24 protein-coding genes, 3 riboswitches and 2 other annotated features are annotated in these 22,955 nt (G+C 36.2%); of the genes, 21 read left to right on the top strand and 3 right to left on the bottom strand.

The window, feature by feature from the left end:
* Positions 1-197: 197 nt before the first annotated feature.
* The 12 genes from RBB48_RS15550 to RBB48_RS15605 all read left to right on the top strand — a co-directional run bounded on the left by RBB48_RS15550 (position 198) and on the right by RBB48_RS15605 (position 11,206).
* Entirely contained in the window at positions 198-593 is a 396-nt protein-coding gene (locus tag RBB48_RS15550; RefSeq protein ID WP_001228833.1) for a DUF3888 domain-containing protein, read from the top strand.
* A gap of 89 nt (positions 594-682) precedes the next feature.
* Positions 683-864: riboswitch (Lysine riboswitch) on the top strand.
* A 180-nt stretch (positions 865-1,044) separates the two neighbouring features.
* Entirely contained in the window at positions 1,045-2,361 is a 1,317-nt protein-coding gene (gene lysA / locus RBB48_RS15555; RefSeq protein WP_000280662.1) for a diaminopimelate decarboxylase, read from the top strand.
* Positions 2,362-2,477: 116 nt separating this feature from the next.
* A riboswitch (SAM riboswitch) is annotated at positions 2,478-2,586 on the top strand.
* 72 nt (positions 2,587-2,658) lie between these two features.
* Entirely contained in the window at positions 2,659-2,802 is a 144-nt protein-coding gene (locus RBB48_RS15560; RefSeq protein ID WP_000116163.1) for a YezD family protein, read from the top strand.
* 86 nt (positions 2,803-2,888) lie between these two features.
* A complete protein-coding gene (locus RBB48_RS15565) occupies positions 2,889-3,593 on the top strand; it encodes a phosphoadenylyl-sulfate reductase (RefSeq protein WP_075308704.1) in 705 nt (234 codons plus the stop codon).
* Positions 3,594-3,631: 38 nt separating this feature from the next.
* The gene (gene sat / locus RBB48_RS15570) at positions 3,632-4,768 is read left to right on the top strand and encodes a sulfate adenylyltransferase (RefSeq protein WP_088062662.1); all 1,137 of its coding nucleotides are present in this window, start codon (positions 3,632-3,634) and stop codon (positions 4,766-4,768) included.
* Positions 4,769-4,780: 12 nt separating this feature from the next.
* Complete coding sequence (gene cysC, locus RBB48_RS15575) at positions 4,781-5,374, top strand: adenylyl-sulfate kinase (protein ID WP_048561381.1); 594 nt, start codon at positions 4,781-4,783, stop codon at positions 5,372-5,374.
* 11 nt (positions 5,375-5,385) lie between these two features.
* The gene (locus RBB48_RS15580) at positions 5,386-7,008 is read left to right on the top strand and encodes a nitrite/sulfite reductase (RefSeq protein WP_097889753.1); all 1,623 of its coding nucleotides are present in this window, start codon (positions 5,386-5,388) and stop codon (positions 7,006-7,008) included.
* Positions 7,009-7,018: 10 nt separating this feature from the next.
* Positions 7,019-7,219: a DUF3906 family protein gene (locus RBB48_RS15585; protein WP_000366913.1), complete on the top strand. Its 201-nt coding sequence runs from the start codon at positions 7,019-7,021 to the stop codon at positions 7,217-7,219.
* A gap of 85 nt (positions 7,220-7,304) precedes the next feature.
* Entirely contained in the window at positions 7,305-8,081 is a 777-nt protein-coding gene (gene cobA / locus RBB48_RS15590; protein ID WP_088062666.1) for a uroporphyrinogen-III C-methyltransferase, read from the top strand.
* Position 8,082: 1 nt separating this feature from the next.
* Entirely contained in the window at positions 8,083-8,838 is a 756-nt protein-coding gene (locus tag RBB48_RS15595; protein ID WP_088062668.1) for a sirohydrochlorin chelatase, read from the top strand.
* On the top strand, positions 8,813-9,430 hold the full coding sequence (locus RBB48_RS15600) for an NAD(P)-binding protein (RefSeq protein ID WP_088062670.1): 618 nt from the start codon (positions 8,813-8,815) through the stop codon (positions 9,428-9,430). Before RBB48_RS15595 ends, RBB48_RS15600 begins: the two co-directional genes overlap by 26 nt.
* A 61-nt stretch (positions 9,431-9,491) precedes the next feature.
* Positions 9,492-9,739: a binding site (T-box leader), on the top strand.
* Positions 9,740-9,850: 111 nt separating this feature from the next.
* Positions 9,851-11,206, top strand: coding sequence for a sodium-dependent transporter (locus RBB48_RS15605; RefSeq protein ID WP_046958187.1), 1,356 nt, complete (start codon positions 9,851-9,853; stop codon positions 11,204-11,206).
* A 30-nt stretch (positions 11,207-11,236) separates the two neighbouring features.
* On the opposite strand, the gene RBB48_RS15610 is transcribed toward RBB48_RS15605, so the two are convergent.
* Complete coding sequence (locus RBB48_RS15610; RefSeq protein WP_001096003.1) at positions 11,237-11,398, bottom strand: hypothetical protein; 162 nt, start codon at positions 11,396-11,398, stop codon at positions 11,237-11,239.
* Positions 11,399-11,500: 102 nt separating this feature from the next.
* Positions 11,501-12,772, bottom strand: a complete 1,272-nt coding sequence (locus RBB48_RS15615) for a murein hydrolase activator EnvC family protein (RefSeq protein WP_097889752.1) — start codon at positions 12,770-12,772, stop codon at positions 11,501-11,503.
* A gap of 493 nt (positions 12,773-13,265) precedes the next feature.
* Here RBB48_RS15615 and gltP point away from each other — a divergent pair, with 493 nt between their 5' ends.
* The 9 genes from gltP to RBB48_RS15660 all read left to right on the top strand — a co-directional run bounded on the left by gltP (position 13,266) and on the right by RBB48_RS15660 (position 20,993).
* Complete coding sequence (gene gltP, locus RBB48_RS15620) at positions 13,266-14,540, top strand: glutamate/aspartate:proton symporter GltP (protein WP_087985514.1); 1,275 nt, start codon at positions 13,266-13,268, stop codon at positions 14,538-14,540.
* Positions 14,541-14,606: 66 nt separating this feature from the next.
* On the top strand, positions 14,607-15,125 hold the full coding sequence (locus RBB48_RS15625) for a ribonuclease FAU-1 family protein (protein WP_097908613.1): 519 nt from the start codon (positions 14,607-14,609) through the stop codon (positions 15,123-15,125).
* A 120-nt stretch (positions 15,126-15,245) separates the two neighbouring features.
* Positions 15,246-15,351, top strand: a riboswitch (SAM riboswitch).
* 94 nt (positions 15,352-15,445) lie between these two features.
* Positions 15,446-16,762 carry a Na+/H+ antiporter NhaC family protein gene (locus RBB48_RS15630; RefSeq protein ID WP_306007840.1) on the top strand — a complete coding sequence of 439 codons (1,317 nt, stop codon included), beginning with the start codon at positions 15,446-15,448 and terminating at the stop codon, positions 16,760-16,762.
* A 229-nt stretch (positions 16,763-16,991) separates the two neighbouring features.
* Positions 16,992-17,348, top strand: coding sequence for a lmo0954 family membrane protein (locus RBB48_RS15635; protein WP_000808634.1), 357 nt, complete (start codon positions 16,992-16,994; stop codon positions 17,346-17,348).
* Between the two features lie 56 nt (positions 17,349-17,404).
* Positions 17,405-18,067: a PspA/IM30 family protein gene (locus RBB48_RS15640; protein ID WP_075308722.1), complete on the top strand. Its 663-nt coding sequence runs from the start codon at positions 17,405-17,407 to the stop codon at positions 18,065-18,067.
* A 106-nt stretch (positions 18,068-18,173) separates the two neighbouring features.
* On the top strand, positions 18,174-18,914 hold the full coding sequence (liaF, locus tag RBB48_RS15645; protein ID WP_075308724.1) for a cell wall-active antibiotics response protein LiaF: 741 nt from the start codon (positions 18,174-18,176) through the stop codon (positions 18,912-18,914).
* The gene (locus tag RBB48_RS15650; RefSeq protein ID WP_064476649.1) at positions 18,914-19,969 is read left to right on the top strand and encodes a sensor histidine kinase; all 1,056 of its coding nucleotides are present in this window, start codon (positions 18,914-18,916) and stop codon (positions 19,967-19,969) included. Before liaF ends, RBB48_RS15650 begins: the two co-directional genes overlap by 1 nt.
* Positions 19,966-20,598, top strand: coding sequence for a response regulator (locus tag RBB48_RS15655; protein WP_000598709.1), 633 nt, complete (start codon positions 19,966-19,968; stop codon positions 20,596-20,598). Before RBB48_RS15650 ends, RBB48_RS15655 begins: the two co-directional genes overlap by 4 nt.
* A gap of 98 nt (positions 20,599-20,696) precedes the next feature.
* The gene (locus tag RBB48_RS15660) at positions 20,697-20,993 is read left to right on the top strand and encodes a DUF3922 domain-containing protein (RefSeq protein ID WP_131932946.1); all 297 of its coding nucleotides are present in this window, start codon (positions 20,697-20,699) and stop codon (positions 20,991-20,993) included.
* A 23-nt stretch (positions 20,994-21,016) separates the two neighbouring features.
* Here the strand turns inward: RBB48_RS15660 and brnQ3 are convergent, their stop codons facing one another.
* A complete protein-coding gene (gene brnQ3, locus RBB48_RS15665) occupies positions 21,017-22,372 on the bottom strand; it encodes a branched-chain amino acid transport system II carrier protein BrnQ3 (protein WP_088062677.1) in 1,356 nt (451 codons plus the stop codon).
* Positions 22,373-22,428: 56 nt separating this feature from the next.
* Positions 22,429-22,687 (bottom strand) — a binding site (T-box leader).
* Positions 22,688-22,955: the final 268 nt, after the last annotated feature.

Raw genomic sequence — 22,955 nt, forward strand, 5'->3', positions numbered from 1 at the left:
TCATTTTATATATACGAACAGTCCTTTGTTATTATGTTTATTATACTATGAGTATCATTATACGAAAATAAAAGAGAGTTGTGGACTTTTTTATAATAATTGAGTAGAAAAAGGGCAGTGGGAGACAATAAAACGGAGTTTCTATGTATGATAATTATCGTGCGCAGAAAGAATCGTGTAATAATACGGAGGTTATAATGCGAAAATTATTATATTTTATAGTATGCAGTAGTGTTATACTTTTTGCTTCACCGAGTGTGTCGGTAGCCCAATATGATGCACCTCTTATGGAAGATGCCCTTTATTCTGTTTTATTTCCGAAAATAAATAAAGCAATTGAAAAACAATATGGGAGCTTGAAGCCTTATCAATGTCCTAAAATTATTAGTTTAAAAAAAGTGTATAGCGGTACATATTTATTTCAAGCAAGTATTGAAGTAACGAAGTATGAACGAGTTGCTGGGAAAATTGCTCCACCATTTGAGAAGGTAACGATTACATTTAATAATGAAGAAGGCGAATGGGAAGTGTCAAAGATTTCAGTAAAGCGCTTACCAAATGATACGAAATTAAACTGTAAAAAAACAATATAAAAAATTGTTTGACAAATAAAATGGTCCTTTGGTATTGTTAATAGCAACAATTAGATGTTTGAAAATTAAATAGACTTACCTCATCTACTCTCAAAGGTAGAGGCCGCGATAGGAAAGAGTAAGCTATGGGAGATTTAATGGAATCTGTGATCATAGGTTGAAAGGGACTATTGCCGAAATATAAGAATAACCATCTTATTCATATATTGGGACTGCATTGAATAAATGTAGTACTGTCATAATATTTATTTTATGGAGAGCTATTTGGAGATGTTGATGCGGTTTCTTATTTTGAGGAGATAACAACTCGTTTATTTTTTCAATATATATTTTTCCTAATAAGAAACGCGTGTGAACATTGTTCCGCGCGTTTTTTGTCTATCTAAAAGCGTGCTGCAATGAATAGAAGATTGGGGTTATGAGTTTTAGAGGAAATAAGGGAGGAATTCAAATGTATTTACACGGCACGAGCCGAATCAATGGGCAAGGACACTTAGAAATTGGAGGATGCGATACGACGCAGCTAGCAAAACAATACGGAACACCACTTTATGTATACGATGAAGAGTCAATTCGAGGAAAGTGCCGCGCGTTTCATCGTGCGTTTAAAGAAAGTGGTTTCTCTTATCAAGTAGCATATGCAAGCAAGGCGTTCTTGTGCATGGAGATGTGCCGAGTGGCTCGTGAAGAGAATATGTCATTAGATGTTGTTTCTGGAGGAGAATTATATACTGCGCTGCAAGCAGGATTTCCGGCATCACGCATTCATTTTCACGGCAATAATAAAACAGAAGAAGAAATTGTGATGGCTCTTCAGGCGAATATTGGTTGTTTTGTCGTAGATAATTTCTTGGAATTAGAAATTTTGCATGATTTAGCAGTGCAACATGGGAAATTTGTGAACATATTAATTCGTGTAACGCCCGGAGTAGAGGCGCACACACATGAATATATTACAACAGGCCAAGATGATTCGAAATTTGGATTTGGCGTGTCAAATGGTCAAGCGATGCAAGTAATTGAGATTGCTTTACAAAAATCAAATTATAATGTGTTAGGAATTCATTCACATATCGGATCACAAATATTTGAAACGGCCGGCTTTGTGCGAGCGATTGAAGTTCTTCGTCAATTTTTAGAACAAGTGAGAGAGCGAACAAACTATGTAGTAAAAGTGCTAAATGTAGGCGGAGGATTCGGAATACGCTACACAGAGTCAGATACACCATTAACTCTTGAGACATATGTGCGAGCTGTAACAAGTGCTGTGAGGGAACAATTTACAGTATGTAATTATCCCCTGCCAGAAATATGGGTTGAACCAGGCCGTAGTATTGTAGGGGATGCTGGAACGACAATTTATACAGTCGGATCTGTGAAAGATATTCCTGGTATTCGGAAATATGTATCAGTGGATGGTGGGATGACTGATAATTTAAGACCTGCTTTATATAACGCTCGTTATGAAGCGATGTTAGCGAATCGAGGGAATGATGAGAATGAGGAACTTGTCTCGATTGCTGGGAAGTGCTGTGAGAGTGGAGATATGTTAATTTGGGATATCACTCTACCGAAAGTTGCTTCAGCCGATTTATTAGCAATTTCTTGTACAGGGGCATATGGATACTCGATGGCGAATAATTATAATCGGATTCGTAGACCAGCTGTCGTCTTCGCGAAAGGCGGCACATCACAAATTGTTGTAGAGCGTGAAACATATGAAAATATTATTGGGAACGATCGCATACGTATTAAAGAACTTGTGTGAATGGGAAAAAGGAGTTGTTCGGATGGGCAATTCCTTTTTTATAAAACAAAATAATTAAAATATATCGGAAAACTAGGATTGAAAAAAATCAGAATTGTGATAAAATACAAATACAAAGCTTATCAAGAGAAGCGGAGGGAACTGGCCCGAAGAAGCTCGGCAACCTGCTTATAGAAAGCAAGGTGCTAAATCCAGCAAAATGGAATCCATTTTGAAAGATAAGGTAAAATATATTACCGAACAGTCTTTTCGAAATGGGAAAGATTTTTTTTATGAATAAAAAGGGGGGCTGTTCGCGTGAGCGTACGGGAACATTTTGAGGAAGTATCTGAGAAAATTCAAGCGATGCTTGCTGATATGAAATATGGTTCAATTACAATTGTTGTGCAAGATGGGAAAGTCATTCAATTAGAGAAAAGTGAAAAGGTACGTTTAAAGTAAAAAGCGCTGACTAGAAAAACTAGAGGCGGTTTTAACCTATTATATTAGGTTAAAACCGTCTTTTTGCTTTTACAGGGGGAAAGAACATGTTGACGTATGAAACGTGGGAAGAAAATAATGTTTCATTTTCAGAAGAAGATGAAACGAAAGGCGCGCTATCTGTATTAAGTTGGGCTTATAAAGAATATAAAAGTGAAATTGTATACGCATGTAGCTTCGGAGTGGAAGGGATGGTATTGCTGCATCTTATAAACCAAGTAAATCCATCTGCTAAAGTTGTATTTTTAGATACGAATGTTCATTTTCAAGAAACGTATGAATTAATTCAAAAAGTGCGGAAACGATTTCCTTCATTAAATATTATAGAAAAACAGCCGGAACTTACGCTTGATGAACAAGCGAAGTTGCATGGTGAGAAATTATGGGAAAGTAATCCGAATCTTTGTTGTAAAATTAGAAAAATTTTACCGTTAGAAAAATCATTAGCAGCGGAAAAAGCTTGGATATCGGGCTTAAGGAGGGAACAATCAGAAACACGTAAGCATACAAAGTTTATAAATCAAGATCATCGCTTTCAATCTATTAAAGTTTGTCCACTCATTCATTGGACGTGGAAAGAAGTGTGGCGATATGTATACAAACATAGCTTACCGTATAACCCGCTGCATGATGTTGGATATCCAAGTATTGGGTGTGAGAAGTGTACGTTACCTGTAGGTGAGGGTGGCGATTCGAGAGATGGTAGGTGGTCTGGGAAAGTGAAAACAGAATGTGGTCTTCATTACCAATAAGATGAATTTGAAAATAAAGCTAAGAGAGGAAATAGAAAATGAGTACAAGAAACGAATTAATAAATCGTATAGACGAGACTTACGACGTATCACAAATCGAAAAAGAAATTGAACTAGACAACATTGCGTTAAGTGATTTAGAGCTATTAGCGACAGGGGGATATAGCCCACTTACTGGTTTTTTAGGAAAGAAAGATTATGATTCGGTCGTAGAAACGCTTCGCTTAGCAAACGGGAGCATATGGAGTATACCGATTACATTACCAGTAACAGAAGAAGTAGCAGAGAGTCTAAAAGCTGGAGAGGAAGTAAAACTTGTTAATGCTGAAAATGTATATGGTGTCATTCAAATAGAAGATATTTTTGTGCCTGACAAGGAAAAAGAAGCGTTACTTGTGTATAAAACGACGGATGAGGCTCATCCAGGAGTGAAAAAATTATATGAACGACCGAACGTTTATGTCGGGGGAGCTATTATTCTTACAAAACGCTTTGAAAATAATCCGTTTCCTTCTTATCATTTAGATCCAATTGAAACGAGAGAAGAATTTAAAAAACGTGGTTGGAAAACAGTGGTTGGATTTCAAACGAGAAATCCGGTACATCGTGCCCATGAATACATTCAAAAATCTGCCCTTGAAATTGTAGATGGTCTCTTTTTAAATCCACTCGTTGGGGAAACGAAATCGGACGATATTCCTGCTGATGTAAGGATGGAAAGCTATGAAGTATTACTTCAAAACTATTATCCGAAAGATCGTGTCTTTTTAGGTGTATTTCCTGCAGCAATGCGTTACGCAGGACCGAGGGAAGCGATATTCCATGCAATAGTCAGAAAGAATTTTGGATGCACCCACTTTATCGTAGGACGTGATCATGCAGGAGTAGGAGATTATTACGGGACTTATGAAGCACAAGAAATTTTCACAAACTTTACAGTGGAAGAGTTAGGGATTACACCATTATTTTTTGAACATAGTTTTTACTGCACGAAGTGTGAAGCGATGGCTTCGACGAAAACATGCCCACACGGAAAAGAGGATCATGTCATTTTATCAGGTACGAAAGTAAGAGAACTATTAAGAAACGGTGAGGTTCCGCCGAGTACATTTAGTCGTAAAGAAGTAGTGGAAGTGCTAATTAAAGGTTTGAAAAAAGAAGTAGTAACAGAATAGGGAGAGAATGACATGGATACGAATATTACTTGGCATACAGCATCTGTTTCAAAAGATGAGAGAAGAGTAAGAAATGGGCATCATAGTTTTGTAGTTTGGTTTACTGGTCTATCAGCTTCAGGTAAATCTACGGTGGCGAACGCGGTTGCTCGTAAACTATTTGAAAAGAATATTGGAAACTATGTACTAGATGGAGATAATGTACGCCACGGTTTAAATAAAGACTTAGGTTTTTCTGAAAGTGATCGTATGGAAAATATAAGACGGATTGGTGAAGTGGCGAAGCTATTTGTAGATCAAGGTACTGTTGTTCTTACAGCGTTTATTTCACCGTTTCGAGTAGACCGAAAACAAGTTAGAGATCTATTAGCAGCAGATGAGTTTATAGAAGTGTTTGTAAAATGTCCAATTGAAGAGTGTGAAAAACGTGATCCAAAAGGGTTATACAAAAAGGCAAGACAGGGTGATATTAAAGAGTTTACTGGTGTTGATTCACCGTATGAGGAGCCAGAGAAAGCAGAGTTAATTGTAGAAACGCACAAGTATTCTATTGAAGAATGTGCAGAACAAATCGTGAAGTACTTACAAGAGCGTAGTTTTATATAGGGGGATAAAAAATGAGTTATGAAAAAGTATGGGCTAACAATGAAAAATTAAATCAGACTGAGAAAAATAAATTGAAAAAAGATGGATTGGAAATCTTTAATGATATTCCTTACTATGCAGAAAATGGCTTCGAATCTATTCCGAAAGAAGAGTGGGACGCATTCAAATGGGCAGGGTTATATTTACAAAGACCGAAAGAAGCTGGATATTTTATGATGCGTGTAAATATTCCTTCAGGGATTATTACGAATGCACAGGCAGAAGTGCTTGCTTCTATCGCTGAGGATTATGGGCGTGACGTAATAGATATTACGACAAGACAGGCGATTCAGTTTCATTGGTTAGAAATTCATCAAATTCCAGATATTTTTAAAAGATTAGCAAGAGTTGGGTTATCTTCAGCGGGGGCGTGTGGTGATATAACGCGTAATATTACAGGGAATCCACTTGCTGGTATTGATGCAAATGAACTGTTTGATACAACGGGTATTGTGAAAGAGGTATATGATTATTTCCAACATAATGAAGAGTTTTCTAACTTACCGCGTAAATTTAAAATGTCTATTAGTTCTAACATTTATAATTCAGCAAACGCAGAGATTAACTGTGTTGCATTTACACCTGCAACGAAAGAGATAGATGGTGAGAAAAAAGTTGGTTTTCATATAAAAGTAGGCGGTGGATTATCAGCCCGTCCATATTTAGCTGATGAATTAGATGTATTCGTTTTACCAGAAGAAGTGAAGGCGGTAGCAATTGCGATTGCTACGATATTCCGTGATTTTGGATACCGTGAAAAACGTCATTTAGCTCGTTTGAAATTTCTAGTTGCAGACTGGGGAGCAGAGAAATTTAAAGAGAAACTAATAGAGTATATAGGACCATTGCAAAGTAAAGGAGAAAGTGCTCTCAAAGGATGGAATGCGGGATACTTTTATGGTGTTCAAGATCAAAAACAAGATGGACTAAAATATGTAGGTTTTAATGTGCCGGTAGGACGTCTACATGCAGAAGAAATGTTTGAGATTGCAAGAATTGCTAAGCAGTATGGAAATGGACAGATTCGTACATGTAATTCGCAAAACTTCATTATTCCGAATGTTCCGCCAAAAAATGTAACAGGTTTACTAAATGAGCCGTTGTTTAAAGCCATATCAGCAAGTCCTAAATCATTTATTGGTCATGCGGTTTCCTGTACCGGTATTGAGTATTGCAATCTTGCTTTAGTAGAAACGAAAGAAAGATTACGCAAAATCGCAGAGTACTTAGATACACAAATTGCACTCGATGTTCCAGTTCGTATTCATATGGTAGGATGCCCGAATTCATGTGGGCAACGTCAAATTGCTGACATTGGATTGCAAGGGGTGAAAATGAAAACGAAGGAAAAAGGAATTGTTGAAGCATTTGAAATATACGTAGGTGGAACGCTGTTAGATGGCGGTGCTTATAACCAAAAGTTAAAAGGGAAAATAGATGGCGAGGATCTACCTGATGTACTTGCATCATTTATAAGCTATTTCAAAGAGAATAAATTACCAGCTGAAACATTTTATGATTTTGTCAGCCGTGTTGGTATAGAGACATTACAAATAGCGTTAAATACTGTGTTAGAAGAAGTAATAGCGTCTTAGGAGGGACAATATGGATTTATATCGATTTGAAGCTGTGTTAGTAAATAGTATTGTTCCGATTGTTGTTGTTGCTCAAAGTGAAGAACAGGCATTTAAGCTCGCGGAGATAGAGCTTGAAAAGCATTTTTTACCGTTACCAGAAGTAAAGGAGATTTCTCTATTTGAAAAAAAGAAGATTCGAAAAGGTGCAGCATTTGTTATTCATGAGTAGGAAAAAGGTAATACGAAATAATGAAAACTTCCATTCGTATATAAGGATGGAAGTTTCACTTTAATAGTAGAAATGAGGAGAGATGATGGGGAAGGTTTATATCGTTGGTGCAGGTCCTGGTGATCCAGATTTAATTACTGTGAAAGGGTTGAAATGTATTAAGAAGGCAGATGTTATTTTATACGACCGTCTCGTGAATAAAGAGTTGCTTTCCCATGCAAAGCCTGAAGCGGATTTAATTTATTGCGGAAAACTACCAAATTATCACACGATGAAGCAAGAGACGATTAACACGTTTCTTATTAAATATGCGAAAAAGGGAAAAGTTGTAACGAGGCTAAAGGGCGGGGATCCATTTGTATTTGGTAGAGGAGGAGAAGAAGCTGAAGCGTTAGCAAAGCAAGGGGTACCATTTGAAATCGTTCCTGGTATTTCAGCTGGAATAGCTGCTCCTGCTTATGCTGGCATTCCAGTGACACATCGTGATGCAAGTGCAAGTTTTGCTATTGTGACAGGGCATAGGAAAGAAGGTGCTGAAGAAGAAGTGAAGTGGGAAAATTTAGCGAAAGGTGTAGAGACTTTAGCTGTATATATGGGGGTTAGCAATTTACCCTACATATGTGAACAACTGATGAAGCATGGAAAAGACAAAAGTACACCTGCTGCTATTATTGAACGGGGAACGACATCAATGCAGCGCACAGTTGTTGGGACGTTAGGAACAATTGTGGATGTTGCAAAAAAAGAACAAATTCAAAATCCGAGCATGATTGTAATTGGAGAAGTGGTCCGTTTTCGAGAAAAAATCCATTGGTTTGAGAAACAGACAGAAAGTACCTATCAAGTAAGTGGAGTGTTATAAAATGAAAGCCATCTTATATATATGCCATGGAAGTCGTTTGAAAGCAGCTAAAGAAGAAGCGGTTGCATTTATTACGTCATGCATGAACCGTGTAGAGGCAAGTATTCAAGAAGTTTGTTTTTTAGAGTTAGCGAGCCCAACGATTAAGGAAGGGTTCCGTACATGTGTGAAGCGTGGTGCTACAGAGATTATTGTTATTCCAGTTTTTTTATTAGCGGCAGGTCATGTGAAAAAAGATATACCGTTTGAATTGGAAAAGTTAAATAATCAATTTTCGAATGTTAAAGTGACCTACGGTAACCCGTTTGGTGTATCAGAAACACTTGTGAAATCGGTGTATAGTGGAAGTGGCATTGAACAGGAAGATAAGAATGAAGTGACGCTACTTCTCGTAGCAAGAGGGAGTAGTGATCCTGAAGTATTAAGAGATATAAACTGGATTGCTTCTTTATTTCAACATGAAGAGAAAATTAAAAAAGTAGAGGTTTGTTATTTAGCGGCTGCCGAGCCGAAATTTGAGGAGAAGTTAAAGGAAGTTGTTGAACGAAAAGAAAAGAATATCGTTGTACTGCCTTACTTATTATTTACAGGTTTACTTATGAAACATATTGAAAAAGAAGTGCGCCAATATGAGTTGGATGAGATAAAAATAAGTCCGTATTTAGGAAAGAATGAAGCATTTCAATATATGTTAATTCAGAAAACGAAGAAATTATTGAAGGGAGATCAATATGTATCCACTTACAGTGCGAGTTGAGAAGAAACGTATTGTTGTCATTGGTGGAGGAAAAGTCGCGGGATTCAAAATTATTCCTTTACTAAAACAAGGTGCGGATATAGTTGTGGTAAGTCCTGAATTGGATGCGAATTTAGTGAAACTTGTGGAAGAAAAGAAAATTCGTTGGTATCAAAGGGAGTATGAAAAAAGTGACATTAAAGGTGCTTTTTTAGTCGTTGCAGCGAGTAGTGATGCCGTATTAAATGAACAAGTTGCTGAAGATAGCGCAGAAAATCAGTTAGTAAATGTTATTACGAACCCGGAAAGTGGTAATGTTCATTTTCCAGCGGCAATTCATCGTGGATTATTGAATGTGGCTGTTTCTACCGGAGGAGCGAGTCCGAAACTTGCAAAAAAAATTCGTGATGATATTGCAAATAAATATGATGAGGCGTATGAATCGTATCTTGATTTTTTATCCGAAGTTAGAATAAAAGTGAAAGAACTACAAATAGAGAAAAGAGAGAGAAATATATTGTTGCAAGAAGTATTAAAGTCGGTATATGTTCAAAATGAACAAAAAAGAGAATTGTTTTTACAAGAATTAGAGAGAAGAGTTCATATAGGATAATGAATAAATTGTACTTTACAACTATAAAAATATAATTTATAATCACAAGTAACTTCAATAGATGAAATCGATGAGCAAGAAGAGTATGTATATTTGATACGTTCAGAGAGCTGGGGGAAGGTGTGAGCCCGGTACGATAAAATATACAGAATGGGCTTGCGAGAGGTATGTTGAACATTGTAGTAGGCAACCCGGGTTCCGCCGTTAAAAGGATAGAGTATCGGAATTTTCCTGTACTTGAACAAGTGGGATTTATCAATCCAATTGAGGTGGTACCACGGTATTTACATTACATATATCGTCCTCTACATGCATATTTGCGTGTAGGGGACTTTTTTATTTTCTAAAGGAGGTGTGCGAGTATGAAATGAAAGTGTATAATTAACAAAAGTTTAAATATTCAGAAAAGGAGAATTTATGATGAAAGAAACACAGCAATGGACGTCGAAAATAGGCTTTGTACTCGCAGCAGCCGGAGCCGCAGTAGGTCTTGGTGCCATATGGAAATTTCCATATGTTGCAGGTAATGGTGGGGGAGGCGCATTCTTCCTTGTATTTTTACTATTAACTTTATTTATAGGTATGCCTCTTCTAATAGCGGAATTTGTCATTGGACGTAGCACCCAAAAAGAGGCAGTTACAGCTTATAAAGTACTAGTACCAAATAGTAAATTATATCCTTGGATTGGTCGTATGGGAGTTGTAACTTGTTTTAGTGTACTCTCTTTCTATAGTGTCGTAGGTGGATGGATTTTACTGTACTTATACTATAGTGTTACAGGAAGCTTTTGGAATGGTGTTGTTGATTATGGAAAATTATTTGGTGAAACGATTTCAAATCCAGTAAGTGCGATTGGAGCGCAATTTATCTTTATGCTTTGTACTATTTTTGTAGTAAGTAAAGGTGTAGAGAAGGGAATAGAAAAGGCAAGTAAGTATATGATGCCACTATTATTTATTTTGTTTATTGCAATCATTATTCGTGCGTTAACACTCGATGGTGCTTTTGCTGGGGTAGAGTTCTTTTTGAAACCAGATTTTTCAAAGCTGACAGCAGATACGATTTTATACGCGATGGGACAATCGTTCTTCTCGCTAACAGTAGGTGCCTCAGTAATGGTCACGTATAGTTCGTACTTGAAGAAAGAAGAACATTTAGCTAAATCAGCAACGTCTATTGTAAGTTTAACTGTTTTTATTACAGTACTTGCAGGATTAGCAATTTTCCCGGCGATTTTCGCATTAGGCGTTAAGCCGACTGAAGGACCAGGACTACTGTTTATCGTCCTTCCAGCAGTATTTGCGAAAATACCATTTGGACAATTTTTCTTCATTATGTTTTTAGTTTTATTTTTCTTTGCAACTTTAACATCTGCGATTTCCATGCTTGAAATTGTAGTAGCATCTGTTGCGAAAGATAATGAGAAAAAGCGTCCGTCAGCATCATTATTAATTGGTATTCTTATTTTTGCAGTTGGAATCCCGTCAGCATTATCGTTTGGAATTATGAGTGATGTGAAAATATTTGGTAAGACATTCTTTGATTTCGTCGATTTTTCGGTAAGTAATGTATTACTGCCGCTCGGAGTACTAGCCATTTCGCTATTCGTACCAAATAAAATGAGTAAAGAAATGTTAATGAAAGAATTAGAAGTTACGGAAACGAAAGGGAAAACATTATTTAATATTTGGTTCTTCTTGCTTCGTTATGTTATTCCAGTAACGGTAATTATTGTATTTTTAAATGCGATAGGCGTATTTAAAATGTTTGCATAATAAAAAGACGGAGATTTCTCCGTCTTTTTATTATGTTGTAGGTGTATTCAATAAACGATTATACGCTTTATAGGCTGTGACGACTGCAATGAATGATCCGATTAAAAATAATGCTGAGCCGCCAAATGTAAATAACCGGCCAATGTAAGTTTCTCTAGCTTCTTCTATTTTCTGTTGTAATTGTGTATTCATATGATTCACCTCGTAAGATATGGGCATTTAGTTGTAGTCTATGTGGAATGCCTATAGTGTGTGAAGTGGAAATAAAAAAACTCGGTATGAACCGAGTTTTTTTTATAATCCGATATAAGGAGATGGATCCACTGCGTTTGTCTTACCGACATTCCATTCTCCAAGGTGAAGTTCGAAGTGTAAATGCTGCCCGTATGATTGGCCAGTATTTCCCATGAATCCAAGTTGAGTGCCTTGTTTTACAGTTTGTCCATTTGATACAGAACGGCTACTCATATGAGCATATACTGTCGTATATGTTTTTCCGTTTATACGGTGAGATAAGTACACAACGTTTCCGTAACTAGATGATAATTCTGAGCGAATAACAACACCATCAGCAGCGGCAATAATTGGAACGGTTCCTGAGGCTGCGATATCGATTCCTTTATGGTTATCTATAGAGCGCACGCCAAACCCAGAAGTTTTTGATCCAGCTGCTGGCTTAATAAACCCGCCAATATTTGTATCGTGTGGTGTTGGAGCTGCTTGAGCTGTTTGAGCAGATGTAGTGGCTTGTTTACGAGCTTCTTCTGCCTTGCGAGCTTCTTCAGCTTTACGAGCCTCTTCGGCACGTTTTTCTTCTTCAATTGCTTTTTGAACAGCTTGACGCTGATTTTCTAAAATGCCTTTAGATTCTTCTAATCCTTCAATCTCTGAATCTACTTTTGCTACTTTCGTATGTAGATCGCTAATAAAGGTTTGCTGCTGTTGTTGGTTATTTTGTAATTCTTGCTGTTTTTGTTCTAATTTTTGCTCGGATTCTTTCAGTTGTTGCTCTTTTTTCTCAACAGCCTCTTTTTCTTTCGTCACAGCATTTTGGTCAGTTGTTTGCTTTTTAACAATATCTGTATCATTGTTTAAAATTAAACTTACAGAGTACATATTATCAACAAGATCAGCAATGTTTGTAGAATTTGTTAATACCTCTGTGATGATGTTTGTACGAGGTTTTTCTTGCATAGATTGTAAACGTTGTTTAATAACTTCCTGACGCGTATCTATGTTTGTTTGTAATTGCTCTATATGTTTCTTTTTTTCAGTAATTATTTGTTGTGTTTTACTAATTTCTTTTTTTGTATCGTTTAATTCAGCTTCGTTTTTATTAATAGAAGTAGTTAAATCGTCGATTTTCTTTTGTAATTCTTGAATTTCTTTTTCTATTTGTTCTTTCTCAACTGATTTATTTTGTAAGTCATTTTGTTTTCCTTCTAATTCAGATTGAATATTAGATAATTTATCTTGATTCGTTTCAGCGTATACGGGTGAAAGTAACGGAGAAACAAAAAGTGTTCCTGCTGCTAAAACACTAAACGCTGCAAATTTCTTTTTCATGGTTGTCTGGCTCCTTTCCCTATGAATGTTATATATCATAAGAAGAAGAGTGTCTATCGTTGTAACCATAATGTAAAGAAAATTTTATAAAGTTGCTAAGTTTTGTCGGAATTTATCATTTTTCAACAGTATTTGTAATGGTGATTTTACTTTTTTAGTTTGTGCAACAAAGGTGTATTCTAGATTTTATCTGTAAAATAAAGGGAAAAAATCATGATTTTATATAGTGAAATTCAAGTTGAAAACCCACTAAAATACTAGTGAGGAATCGTTCTCATGTTAGGTTTTCTGACATGGGTTTTATTTTTGTCAAGAAAATTATTTGTGTTCAGGAAAAGTTATTTTGTTGTCAGATTTAATTTTTTGATTTATGATTTTTAACAGGGACAAAATGTAGTGAATTGTCGAATAATATGTAATACTCTTAATTTCAAGTTTTATAGATATAGAATGAGAGGTAGAGTGACACATCGAAGAGGGGGTTACAACAAATATGAAAAGAATAGGACTTGCATGGCAAATTTTAATTGGACTTGCCCTAGGTATCGCGGTGGGGGCAATTTTTTATGGCGATAGCACAGTTGTAGGGTACCTAAAACCAATTGGTGATATTTTTATCCGATTAATTAAAATGATCGTTGTGCCGATTGTTGTAGCAAGTATTGTTGTTGGAGTTGCTGGTGTTGGCGATGTTAAAAAACTAGGCCGATTAGGCGGGAAAACAATTCTTTATTTTGAAATTATTACAACAATTGCAATTGTTGTTGGTCTACTGGTAGCGAATATTTTCCAACCAGGAAAAGGCGTGAATATGGATCAATTAACAAAGACTGATATTTCTAAATATGCAGAAACAACAGCTCAAGTACAAAGTCATTCGTTTGCAGATACATTTGTGAATATCGTTCCAACGAATATTATGAAATCATTGGTTGAGGGCGATATGCTTGCGATTATCTTCTTCTCTGTACTATTTGGTTTAGGAGTTGCGGCGATTGGTGAAAGAGGAAGACCGGTTCTTCAATTTTTCCAAGGTGTAGCAGATGCGATGTTTTACGTGACTAACCAAGTTATGAAATTTGCACCGTTTGGTGTATTCGCATTAATTGGTGTAACAGTTTCGACGTTTGGTTTATCTTCATTAATTCCATTAGGGAAATTAGTCATAGTTGTATATGGTGCGATGATTTTCTTCGTTGTAGTCATACTAGGACTTACAGCGAAACTATTTGGAATTAACATTTTCCAATTCTTTAAGATTTTAAAAGACGAGCTGATCTTAGCATATTCTACAGCAAGTTCAGAAACAGTTTTACCAAAAATCATGGAGAAAATGGAGAAATTCGGTTGTCCGAAAGCAATTACATCTTTCGTTATTCCGACAGGTTATTCATTTAACTTAGATGGATCAACTTTATATCAAGCAATTGCAGCAATTTTCTTAGCGCAAATGTACGGTATTGAATTATCCATTACACAACAAATTACATTATTACTTGTATTAATGGTTACATCAAAAGGTATTGCGGGTGTACCGGGCGTATCATTCGTTGTATTATTAGCAACACTTGGTACAGTAGGTATTCCAGCTGAAGGTTTAGCCTTTATCGCTGGTATTGACCGTATTTTAGATATGGCTCGTACAGCAGTTAACGTTGTAGGAAACTCTTTAGCAGCTGTAGTTATGTCTAAGTGGGAAGGTCAATATGACGCTGAAAAAGGACAAGCTTATTTGAAAGAGATTTCTGAAAAAGGTCAAGCAGCTTAATTATAATTTGAACAAGCTCTCACATAATATGTGGGGGCTTTTCTATATAGAAGGGGAGCGGACGTAATGAAACGTAAATATGGTGACGGTTCTTCGTGGAAGCGACTAATAGAGAAGGATTATACGGTTAAGCAAGTGGAAGAAGGAATGCTAGGAATATTAGAAATAAAAAAGGTAAGAGAACCTAGTTGTAAAGAATATGATAGTAAAGAACTTTGTATCGCAGGGAATCAATATACGTGGATTCAATATTTCATAGACGGGAAAAACTTTGCGATTACAGCTATGTTAGATGATCAGAAAAAATTAGTGCAATATTATATCGATGTGGCGAAAGAATATAAAATTGACGACCGTGGTTTACCGTATTTTGATGATTTATATTTAGATGTAGTGTTATTACCGAACGGTAAAATGTATATATTGGATGAAGATGAGCTAGAGGATGCTTATAAAAGTGACGATGTTACAAAAGAAGAGTATGAGTTAGCTTGGTACACTACGAAATGGATAATAGATGCAATAAAAAATAGTGAATTTTATTGGATTTCAATATTGGAAGAAGAAATCAAAAAGTTAAAATGATTGTTGTATTCAAATTTTTGTATAATTACCAAAAAAATCTATACAAAAAATAATTGACTTTTGTTTTGTAAGCGAGTAAAGTTAGGGAAGAAATTATTATTAAAAAATAAATATGAAACCTTCTTATAAAGAGAGGCGGAGGGACTGGCCCTACGATGCCTCGGCAGCGGACTCGATTTCAGAGTGCTGTGCCAAATCCAGCAAGCATGTGCTTGAAAGATGAGAAGAGCGTTCCTTATAGATGTATAAGACCTCTTCTCATTGGAAGAGGTCTTTTGTTATTCATTAGAAAAAGGTTGAAACTAGGGAGAGATGGTACTTTGAAAGAAACGAGAGGAAATGGTTTGGCTTTATTACCACTTGGGATATTTTTGGCGCTATTTATTGGTTCTGGAATTATTACAGGTGATTTCTATAAATTGCCGATACTTGTAGCAATTTCAATTGCTGTAGGAGTCGCTTTAGCAATGAATCGTAAAGAAAGTTTTAATGTAAAAGTAGAACGATTTGCTAAAGGTGCAGGGAACCCGGATATTATGATTATGGTTCTGATTTTTGTACTTGCAGGAGCATTTTCTGAAACAGCAAAAGGGATGGGCGGCGTTGATTCTACAGTTAATTTAGCGTTATCCATTTTACCGCAAGGATTTATCGTAGCTGGAATTTTTGTTATAGGGGCATTTATTTCATTAGCGATGGGAACTTCAATGGGAACAATTGCTGCATTAGCACCAATTGCTGTAGGTATTAGTGGGCAAACTGATATCTCTATTGCACTTACGATAGCTACTGTTGTTGGTGGGGCGATGTTTGGGGATAATTTATCATTTATTTCAGATACAACAATCGCAGCTGTACGTTCACAAGGAACAGAAATGAAAGATAAGTTTAAAACGAACTTTTTAATTGTATTACCAGCAGCTATTATTACAGTTGTACTATTAGTAATCGTTACTTTAGGAAGTGACACGCAGATTAAAGCGCATAGCTTTGACTGGATAAAGATTTTACCGTATGCAGGAGTACTTATTACAGCATTGCTTGGTTGGAATGTACTTATTGTGTTAACTGGTGGAACTGTACTATCCGGCGTTATAGGTCTTTTAGATGGGAGTTACACGTTAGAGAGTTTCTTTAAAAGTGTAACGACTGGAATGGGCGGTATGATGGAGTTAGTATTACTTGCTATTTTAATTGGTGGTATGGTCGAACTGATTCAATATAATGGTGGTATTCAATATTTAATGAATATTTTAACTCGTAACATTCGTTCGAAAAAAGGAGCAGAGTTCGGTATCGCTGGCTTAGTGAGTATGACGAATATGTGTACAGCGAATAATACGATTTCTATTATTTTTACAGGTCCACTTGCGAAAAACATTGCAGATCAATATGAAATTGATCCTCGTAAATCAGCGAGTGTATTAGATCTTTTCTCATGTTGTGTGCAAGGGTTAATTCCGTATGGTGCGCAAATGTTAACGGCAGCAGGATTTGCGGCGTTATCTCCGATTGAATTGTTACCATATGCGTTTTATCCTATCTTAGTTGGAGTATGTGGAATTATTTCTATATTAATTGGTTTCCCGAGGTTTTCTAAAGTAGCGGGAAAGAAAGAGTATCACAAAACAGCATAATTTAAAATGAAGTTTATGAATAGTAATGAAAGCCGTACAGAGAATGTTCTCTGTACGGCTTTTTATGTGCGATAAAAGAGTGAATCATCCTATCCTACCGCATATTTTTACAAAAGGCTGAATGCAACTCAGTCTTAAGTCTGAGTCGAAAACGGTTCTTAAGCTCGTTATGGAAAAGTGAAAAAATAGTTAAGATAAGAGTATCAAATCGAAGGGAGGCAAGCACAAGATGAAACAATTTCTAGCGTTTATCGCGGCTGGTATTTTAGCTTTAATTGCTCTTGGCAGTCTTGCTGGTATTATAGGATTCGCAATTGGAGCAGGAGTTGTGTACTGGAGCTATAAATCATTTGTGCGAGCACAATCATTTTTTGGAAAGTTAGCTTGGGGTATTGTTGGTTTGATCGGCTTGTCCATCGCCCTTTCTCATTCCCCAGCATTAATCGGTATCGCAGCATTAGTAGTTTTATACTACGGATACCGTGAGTGGAAAAAAGAAAAAAATGTAGTTGTTGATTCTGCACCAGAAAGTTCTAAACCATATAGCAACTTTGAAGATGAGTGGAACAAGTTAATGAAAAACTAATAAAAAATTAATAAAAACCAAATCAAATTGATAAAGTAGAAGAGAGGAAGATTATAATGAAACAATCTTTATTCGGACGTGTACGCGATGCAATTTTAGCAGATTTTCATAATGTGTTAGATGAGAAAGAAAGAAAAAATCCAATCGCGATGTTAAACCAATATTTACGCGATAGTGAGCGTGAAATAACAAAAATTGAGAAGTTAATTGAGCGCCACAAAACATTAAAATCTAATTTCGCTCGTGAGCTTGAGCAAGCACGTTATTTCGTTAATAAAAGATCAAAGCAAGCGATCGTCGCTCAAGAAGCAGGCGAATTACAGCTACATGAGCGTGCGCTAGAAGAAGTAGCGTATTATGAAGGGCAAGTAACTCGATTAGAAGAAATGTATGCAGGTGTTGTAGATCAAATTGATGAGTTAGAGCGTCGTCTTGCTGAGATGAAAAATAAATTAAAAGAAATGCACGCAAAACGTATGGAATTAATGGCACGTGAAAATATGGCACATGCAAATCGTCGTATGAATACAGCGATGCATAAAATGGATGAAAATAATCCGTTCTTACGCTTTGAGGAAATTGAAGATCATATTCGCGACTTAGAATCTCGTATAAATGAGGAGCATGAACGTGACACATTTGATATGAAGATTGCAAAGCTTGAGCGTGAAATGAAAGAGAAGAATGATGTATCGTTAACGAAAGAGTTAACAAAATAATAGTAGTATATTATAAAACAGGCTTATGATATAGTGATAGGAGAAAAGGTGTTGGAAAGCAATGCCTTTTCTTCTATGTATATGTAACAAGAAGGGGGGAGCTGAAATGAAGAAACAATTTTCAAAAACACAATTAATGGGGATGCTCCTCATCATATTTGGATTCGGTCTTTTTCTTGATATGATACTTGGACATTTTGAACCAGGTGGTCTCATTTTTGCATTTATTATGCTTATGTTTGGAAGGCATTATCGTAAGAAGAATCGTTATGTAAGGGGAAATGTCTTTTTATTTGTTGGTGGTATCGTATTTTTATTCTTCTTATTTTCATCAGCAGCATTTGTTCTTGTCGTATTTGCTTGTTTAGCTTTAATTGGTTATCAACTGATTCAACAAGGACATCAGCAAAAAGCAATGAAGGTTGAAATTAAAGAAAAAGGGATTATAGACGAAGAGAAGCAAATATATCGTACAGAACCTTATTTAAAAAATATGTTTGTAGGGAATATACGAATGATGGATCATATTTATGAACTTGAGGATATTAATGTTCAATATGGTGCTTGTGATGTGGAAATAGATTTAACAACTGCTATGATTCCAGAAGGAGAAACGGTAATTGTTATCCGAGGTGTCGTTGGTAATATTCGTTTATATGTGCCATATGATATTGAATTGTCTTTAAATCATTCTGTTATTGTCGGACGTGTACTCCTGCCAGGACATGAAGAGACAGGATTTAATCGCAATGTTACATTTAGAACAGAGCAGTATAAAGAAGCGCCTCGTCGTATTAAAATTATTTCTTCGCTTGTCGTAGGCGATACGGAAGTGAGGAAAGTATAATGAAGAAACAAAAAAATATTTCGTGGATGTATATTCGTTATTCTATGTTGTCTTCTGTTAGTATTGCACTCATTTGTACAATTGTATATGTATGGAAAAGCGAGCAACAAGTGTATGATTTATTATGGAAGGAATCCATCGCTTCTGTTCCAATTGGCTTGTTTATTATGACTACAAGTTTACTTATCGGGGGAATTGTAGGATATGCAATCGGTTACTATATAGAGCAGCGTATACAAGGATTAAATACTTTTCTATTTGAAGTGGAGCGAGGGAATTTTCCGAGTGATGTTTCGTTTACTGCAGATGATGAATTTCATGAAGTAGAACGAAAAGTAATCGGTCTTGCTCGTCGATTAGAGGAGCAAGCTGGACTCTTTCAAAAAGTAACGAATGAACGAGCTCATTGGAATGAAGAGATGAGACAAGAAGCGATATCTCAAGAAAGGCATCGATTGGCGAGGGAGCTGCATGATTCTGTAAGTCAGCAGCTTTTTGCAATGTCGATGATGATGTCGGCTATTAATGAACAAGTAGCTGAAATTCCAGAAACGACAAAAAAGCAGTTGCAGCTCGTTGAAAATATGGTTGTAAATGCACAATCAGAAATGAGAGCGTTGCTTCTTCATTTACGGCCTGTACAATTAGAAGGTAAGAAACTGACACAAGGTATAGAGGAATTATTGACGGAATTATCGCGAAAGCAACATATGAAAATTGAATGGCTAATCGAGCCAATAGAATTGAAAAAAGGTGTAGAAGATCATTTATTTCGTATTGTGCAAGAAGCTTTATCCAATACTTTACGACATGCGAAAGCGAAGAAAACGGAAGTACGTCTTCGGAAAATTGATCAATATGCAATTCTAAAAATTATTGATGATGGCGTTGGATTTGAAGTCGGAGTGAATAAGGCTGGTTCATATGGTTTAAGATCAATGCAAGAGCGTGTTCATGAAATTGGTGGGACATTAAAAGTACTTAGTTTCCCCGCTAAAGGGACACAAATAGAAGTAAAAGTACCGATTATGATTGAGAGAGGGGGAGAATCATGATAAAAGTGTTACTTGTCGATGATCATGAAATGGTTCGAATGGGTGTATCAGCATATTTATCAACGCAGCCAGATATCGAAGTAGTTGGAGAAGCTGAAAATGGAAGAAAAGGTTCAGAGTTAGCACTGCAATTAAGACCAGATATTATTTTGATGGACCTTGTCATGGACGAGATGGATGGGGTTGAAGCAACACGTGCTATTATTCAGGAATGGCCAGAAGCGAAAATTGTAGTTGTAACGAGCTTTTTAGATGATGAGAAATTGTACCCTGTTATTGAGGCGGGAGCGACAAGTTATTTATTAAAAACATCAAGAGCAAGTGATATAGCAGACGCTGTACGAGCTACTTATGATGGAGAAACTGTATTAGAGCCAAAAGTTACTGGTAAAATGATGTCTCGTATGCGTCAGAAGAAAGAACAACCTTTGCATGAGGAGTTAACAGAAAGAGAGTCTGAAATTTTGTTATTAATTGCAGAGGGGAAAAGTAATCAAGAGATTGCAGATGAATTGTTTATTGCTCTTAAAACAGTAAAGACACATGTGAGTAATATTTTAAATAAGCTAAATGTAAGTGACCGGACACAGGCAGTTATTTATGCGTTTAGACATCAATTGACGAAATGATAAAGTGAAACTTTAATCAGTGGGGGGTATCTCCGCTGATTATTAGTTTACGCCAAATCTTTTTATTGACGTTAACAAATGTAAGCGTTATCATTAAGTTGTTAACAGTACATACAAAGGGGAGAGAGTGTATGTTAGTTCAAACGATATTTGGCATGGATAAGTCTAAAAAATTAGGGGATTATGTGAACGCATTACAAGCGCTTTGTGAACAATATAATGTTGAAACAGATAAAATTGCAATTGTTGAGGCGACAGAAGAGTACTATTTATTTTTAGTAAAGCAAGAAGATTGCTACGATGTTATCAAAGTAGAAACAGTGGATACAAATATCGAATATTATACGAAAGCGTATAAAATAAGCAGTTTTAATCATACTGCTTATCAAAAGTAAAAAAACTCCCTTTCGGGAGTTTTTTAGGATGCTTTTACTTCGCGGGAATCGGTTATTAAGGGAACTTTTTTCGCACCGCTTAACTTAGCGATTGTAAGGCCGATAATAGCCCCGGCTAATGCTGGTATTAGCCAGCCAATTCCTTCATTATATAAAGGGATAAATTCAAAATATGGTGTGATAAATGAAACTGAAATGCCACCTTGTTTTAATCCGTCAAATACGCTTACGATTGCTGCTCCAATTAAAGCACCTACATAAACAGAGCGATATCCACCGAAATATTTATGAAGTAACGATAGTAGAACGAGTACAATTGCAACTGGATATACAACAAGTAGAATTGGAACAGAGATGGCAATAATTTTCGTTAAACCTAAGTTGGCAACTAATAATCCTAATGCACAAATGATACTCGCGAACATTTTGTATGAAAATTTAGTCAATAATGTTGAGAAATATTGACTACACGCAGATACAAGTCCAACACAAGTTGTTAGACAAGCGAGTGTAACGATTAGAGATAATAGAAGTAAACCGTATGGACCGAATAATTGCTGTACGATAACAGTAAGTAATTTTCCGCCATTTTGTGCATATCCGAGCGAGACGCTAGTTGCACCGAGCCAGCCAAGTGCACCATATACAAGTACGAGACCAGTAGCGGCAATAAGTCCTGCTTTCGCTGTTGCGATGGCAATGGATTTACGATCCTTCACACCTTTAGAGCGAATGGCATTTACAACGATAATTCCAAATGCAAGCGCAGAAATGGTATCCATCGTTAAGTATCCTTCCATAAAACCTTTGAAGATTGGAGAAGTTTGATACTCTTGCATTGCTGGTCCTGATTGCCCGAGTGGTGTAAATACACTTTTAACAAATAGTAAGAAAATAGAGAGTAATAAAATAGGTGTTAAAATATTTCCGATGCGATCGACAAGTTTAGATGGATTTAAACTAAGCCAAAATACGATAGCGAAGAAGACGACTGTGTATAAAAATAGTGCTAGGTTACTAGAACGAATTGTTTCTGGTAAGAAAGAACTAACACCCATTTCATAAGCGACATTTGCAACGCGTGGAATTCCCATAGAAGGACCGATTGCGATATATACAACTACAGTAAAGAAAATTCCGAATAATGGGTGAACATGACTTGCGAGTTGTTGCATGCCGTTTCCTGATAAAGAAATTGCAATAACAGTTAATAATGGTAAACCGACTCCTGTTAGTAAAAATCCAATCATTGCCGGCCAAAAGTTTTCACCTGCATTTTGTCCAAGCATGGGAGGGAAAATTAAATTACCTGCCCCAAAAAATAAAGAAAATAGCATAAGACCCGTGAAAAAAATATGTTTTTTTGATACAGTGTTCATTGTTTTTCCTCCTTTTTTAAATTCATTTGTAAGAACACAAAAAACTCGTCCCTAAAGAAAGGGACGAGTTATATTTACCCGCGATACCACCCTAATTTATACATGTAGAAATGAGTCTATATGTATACGGCTTTACAACGTACAACATGATACGTGTTCCTTGTAACGGGGGACAGCCGGTAAGAACTTACTGTAACATTCGGTTCTACTTCTCGGAGATGATTTTCGGTTACGCACTGAACGTTGGCTTTCAGCAAATCGCCAACTCTCTGGGGGACAGTCCTATAACGTACTCGTTCTCGTCAATGAATTTTTATTCAAGTATTCTGACAGTATTGTCACATGTTTTTTTTTGAAAGTCAACATTTTTTTGAAAGATATATTTATATATAGAAATATTGAATGTGATATTCGTTGTTGTAAAGGGAATGGTGAATTGTAAAATGGGAGTAAAAATTTGTAGAGAATTGTAAAACTTATAAAGAAAGTTGATATTTATAGCAGTAAAGAAGGTATTGTTTGAATTTACAGAGAATAATACAACAATCCACTTGCTGGAAAGAACAAACCAAAAGAGGTGACT

The sequence above is a fragment of the Bacillus sp. MMSF_3353 genome (assembly GCF_030733445.1).
Taxonomy (GTDB): domain Bacteria; phylum Bacillota; class Bacilli; order Bacillales; family Bacillaceae_G; genus Bacillus_A; species Bacillus_A wiedmannii.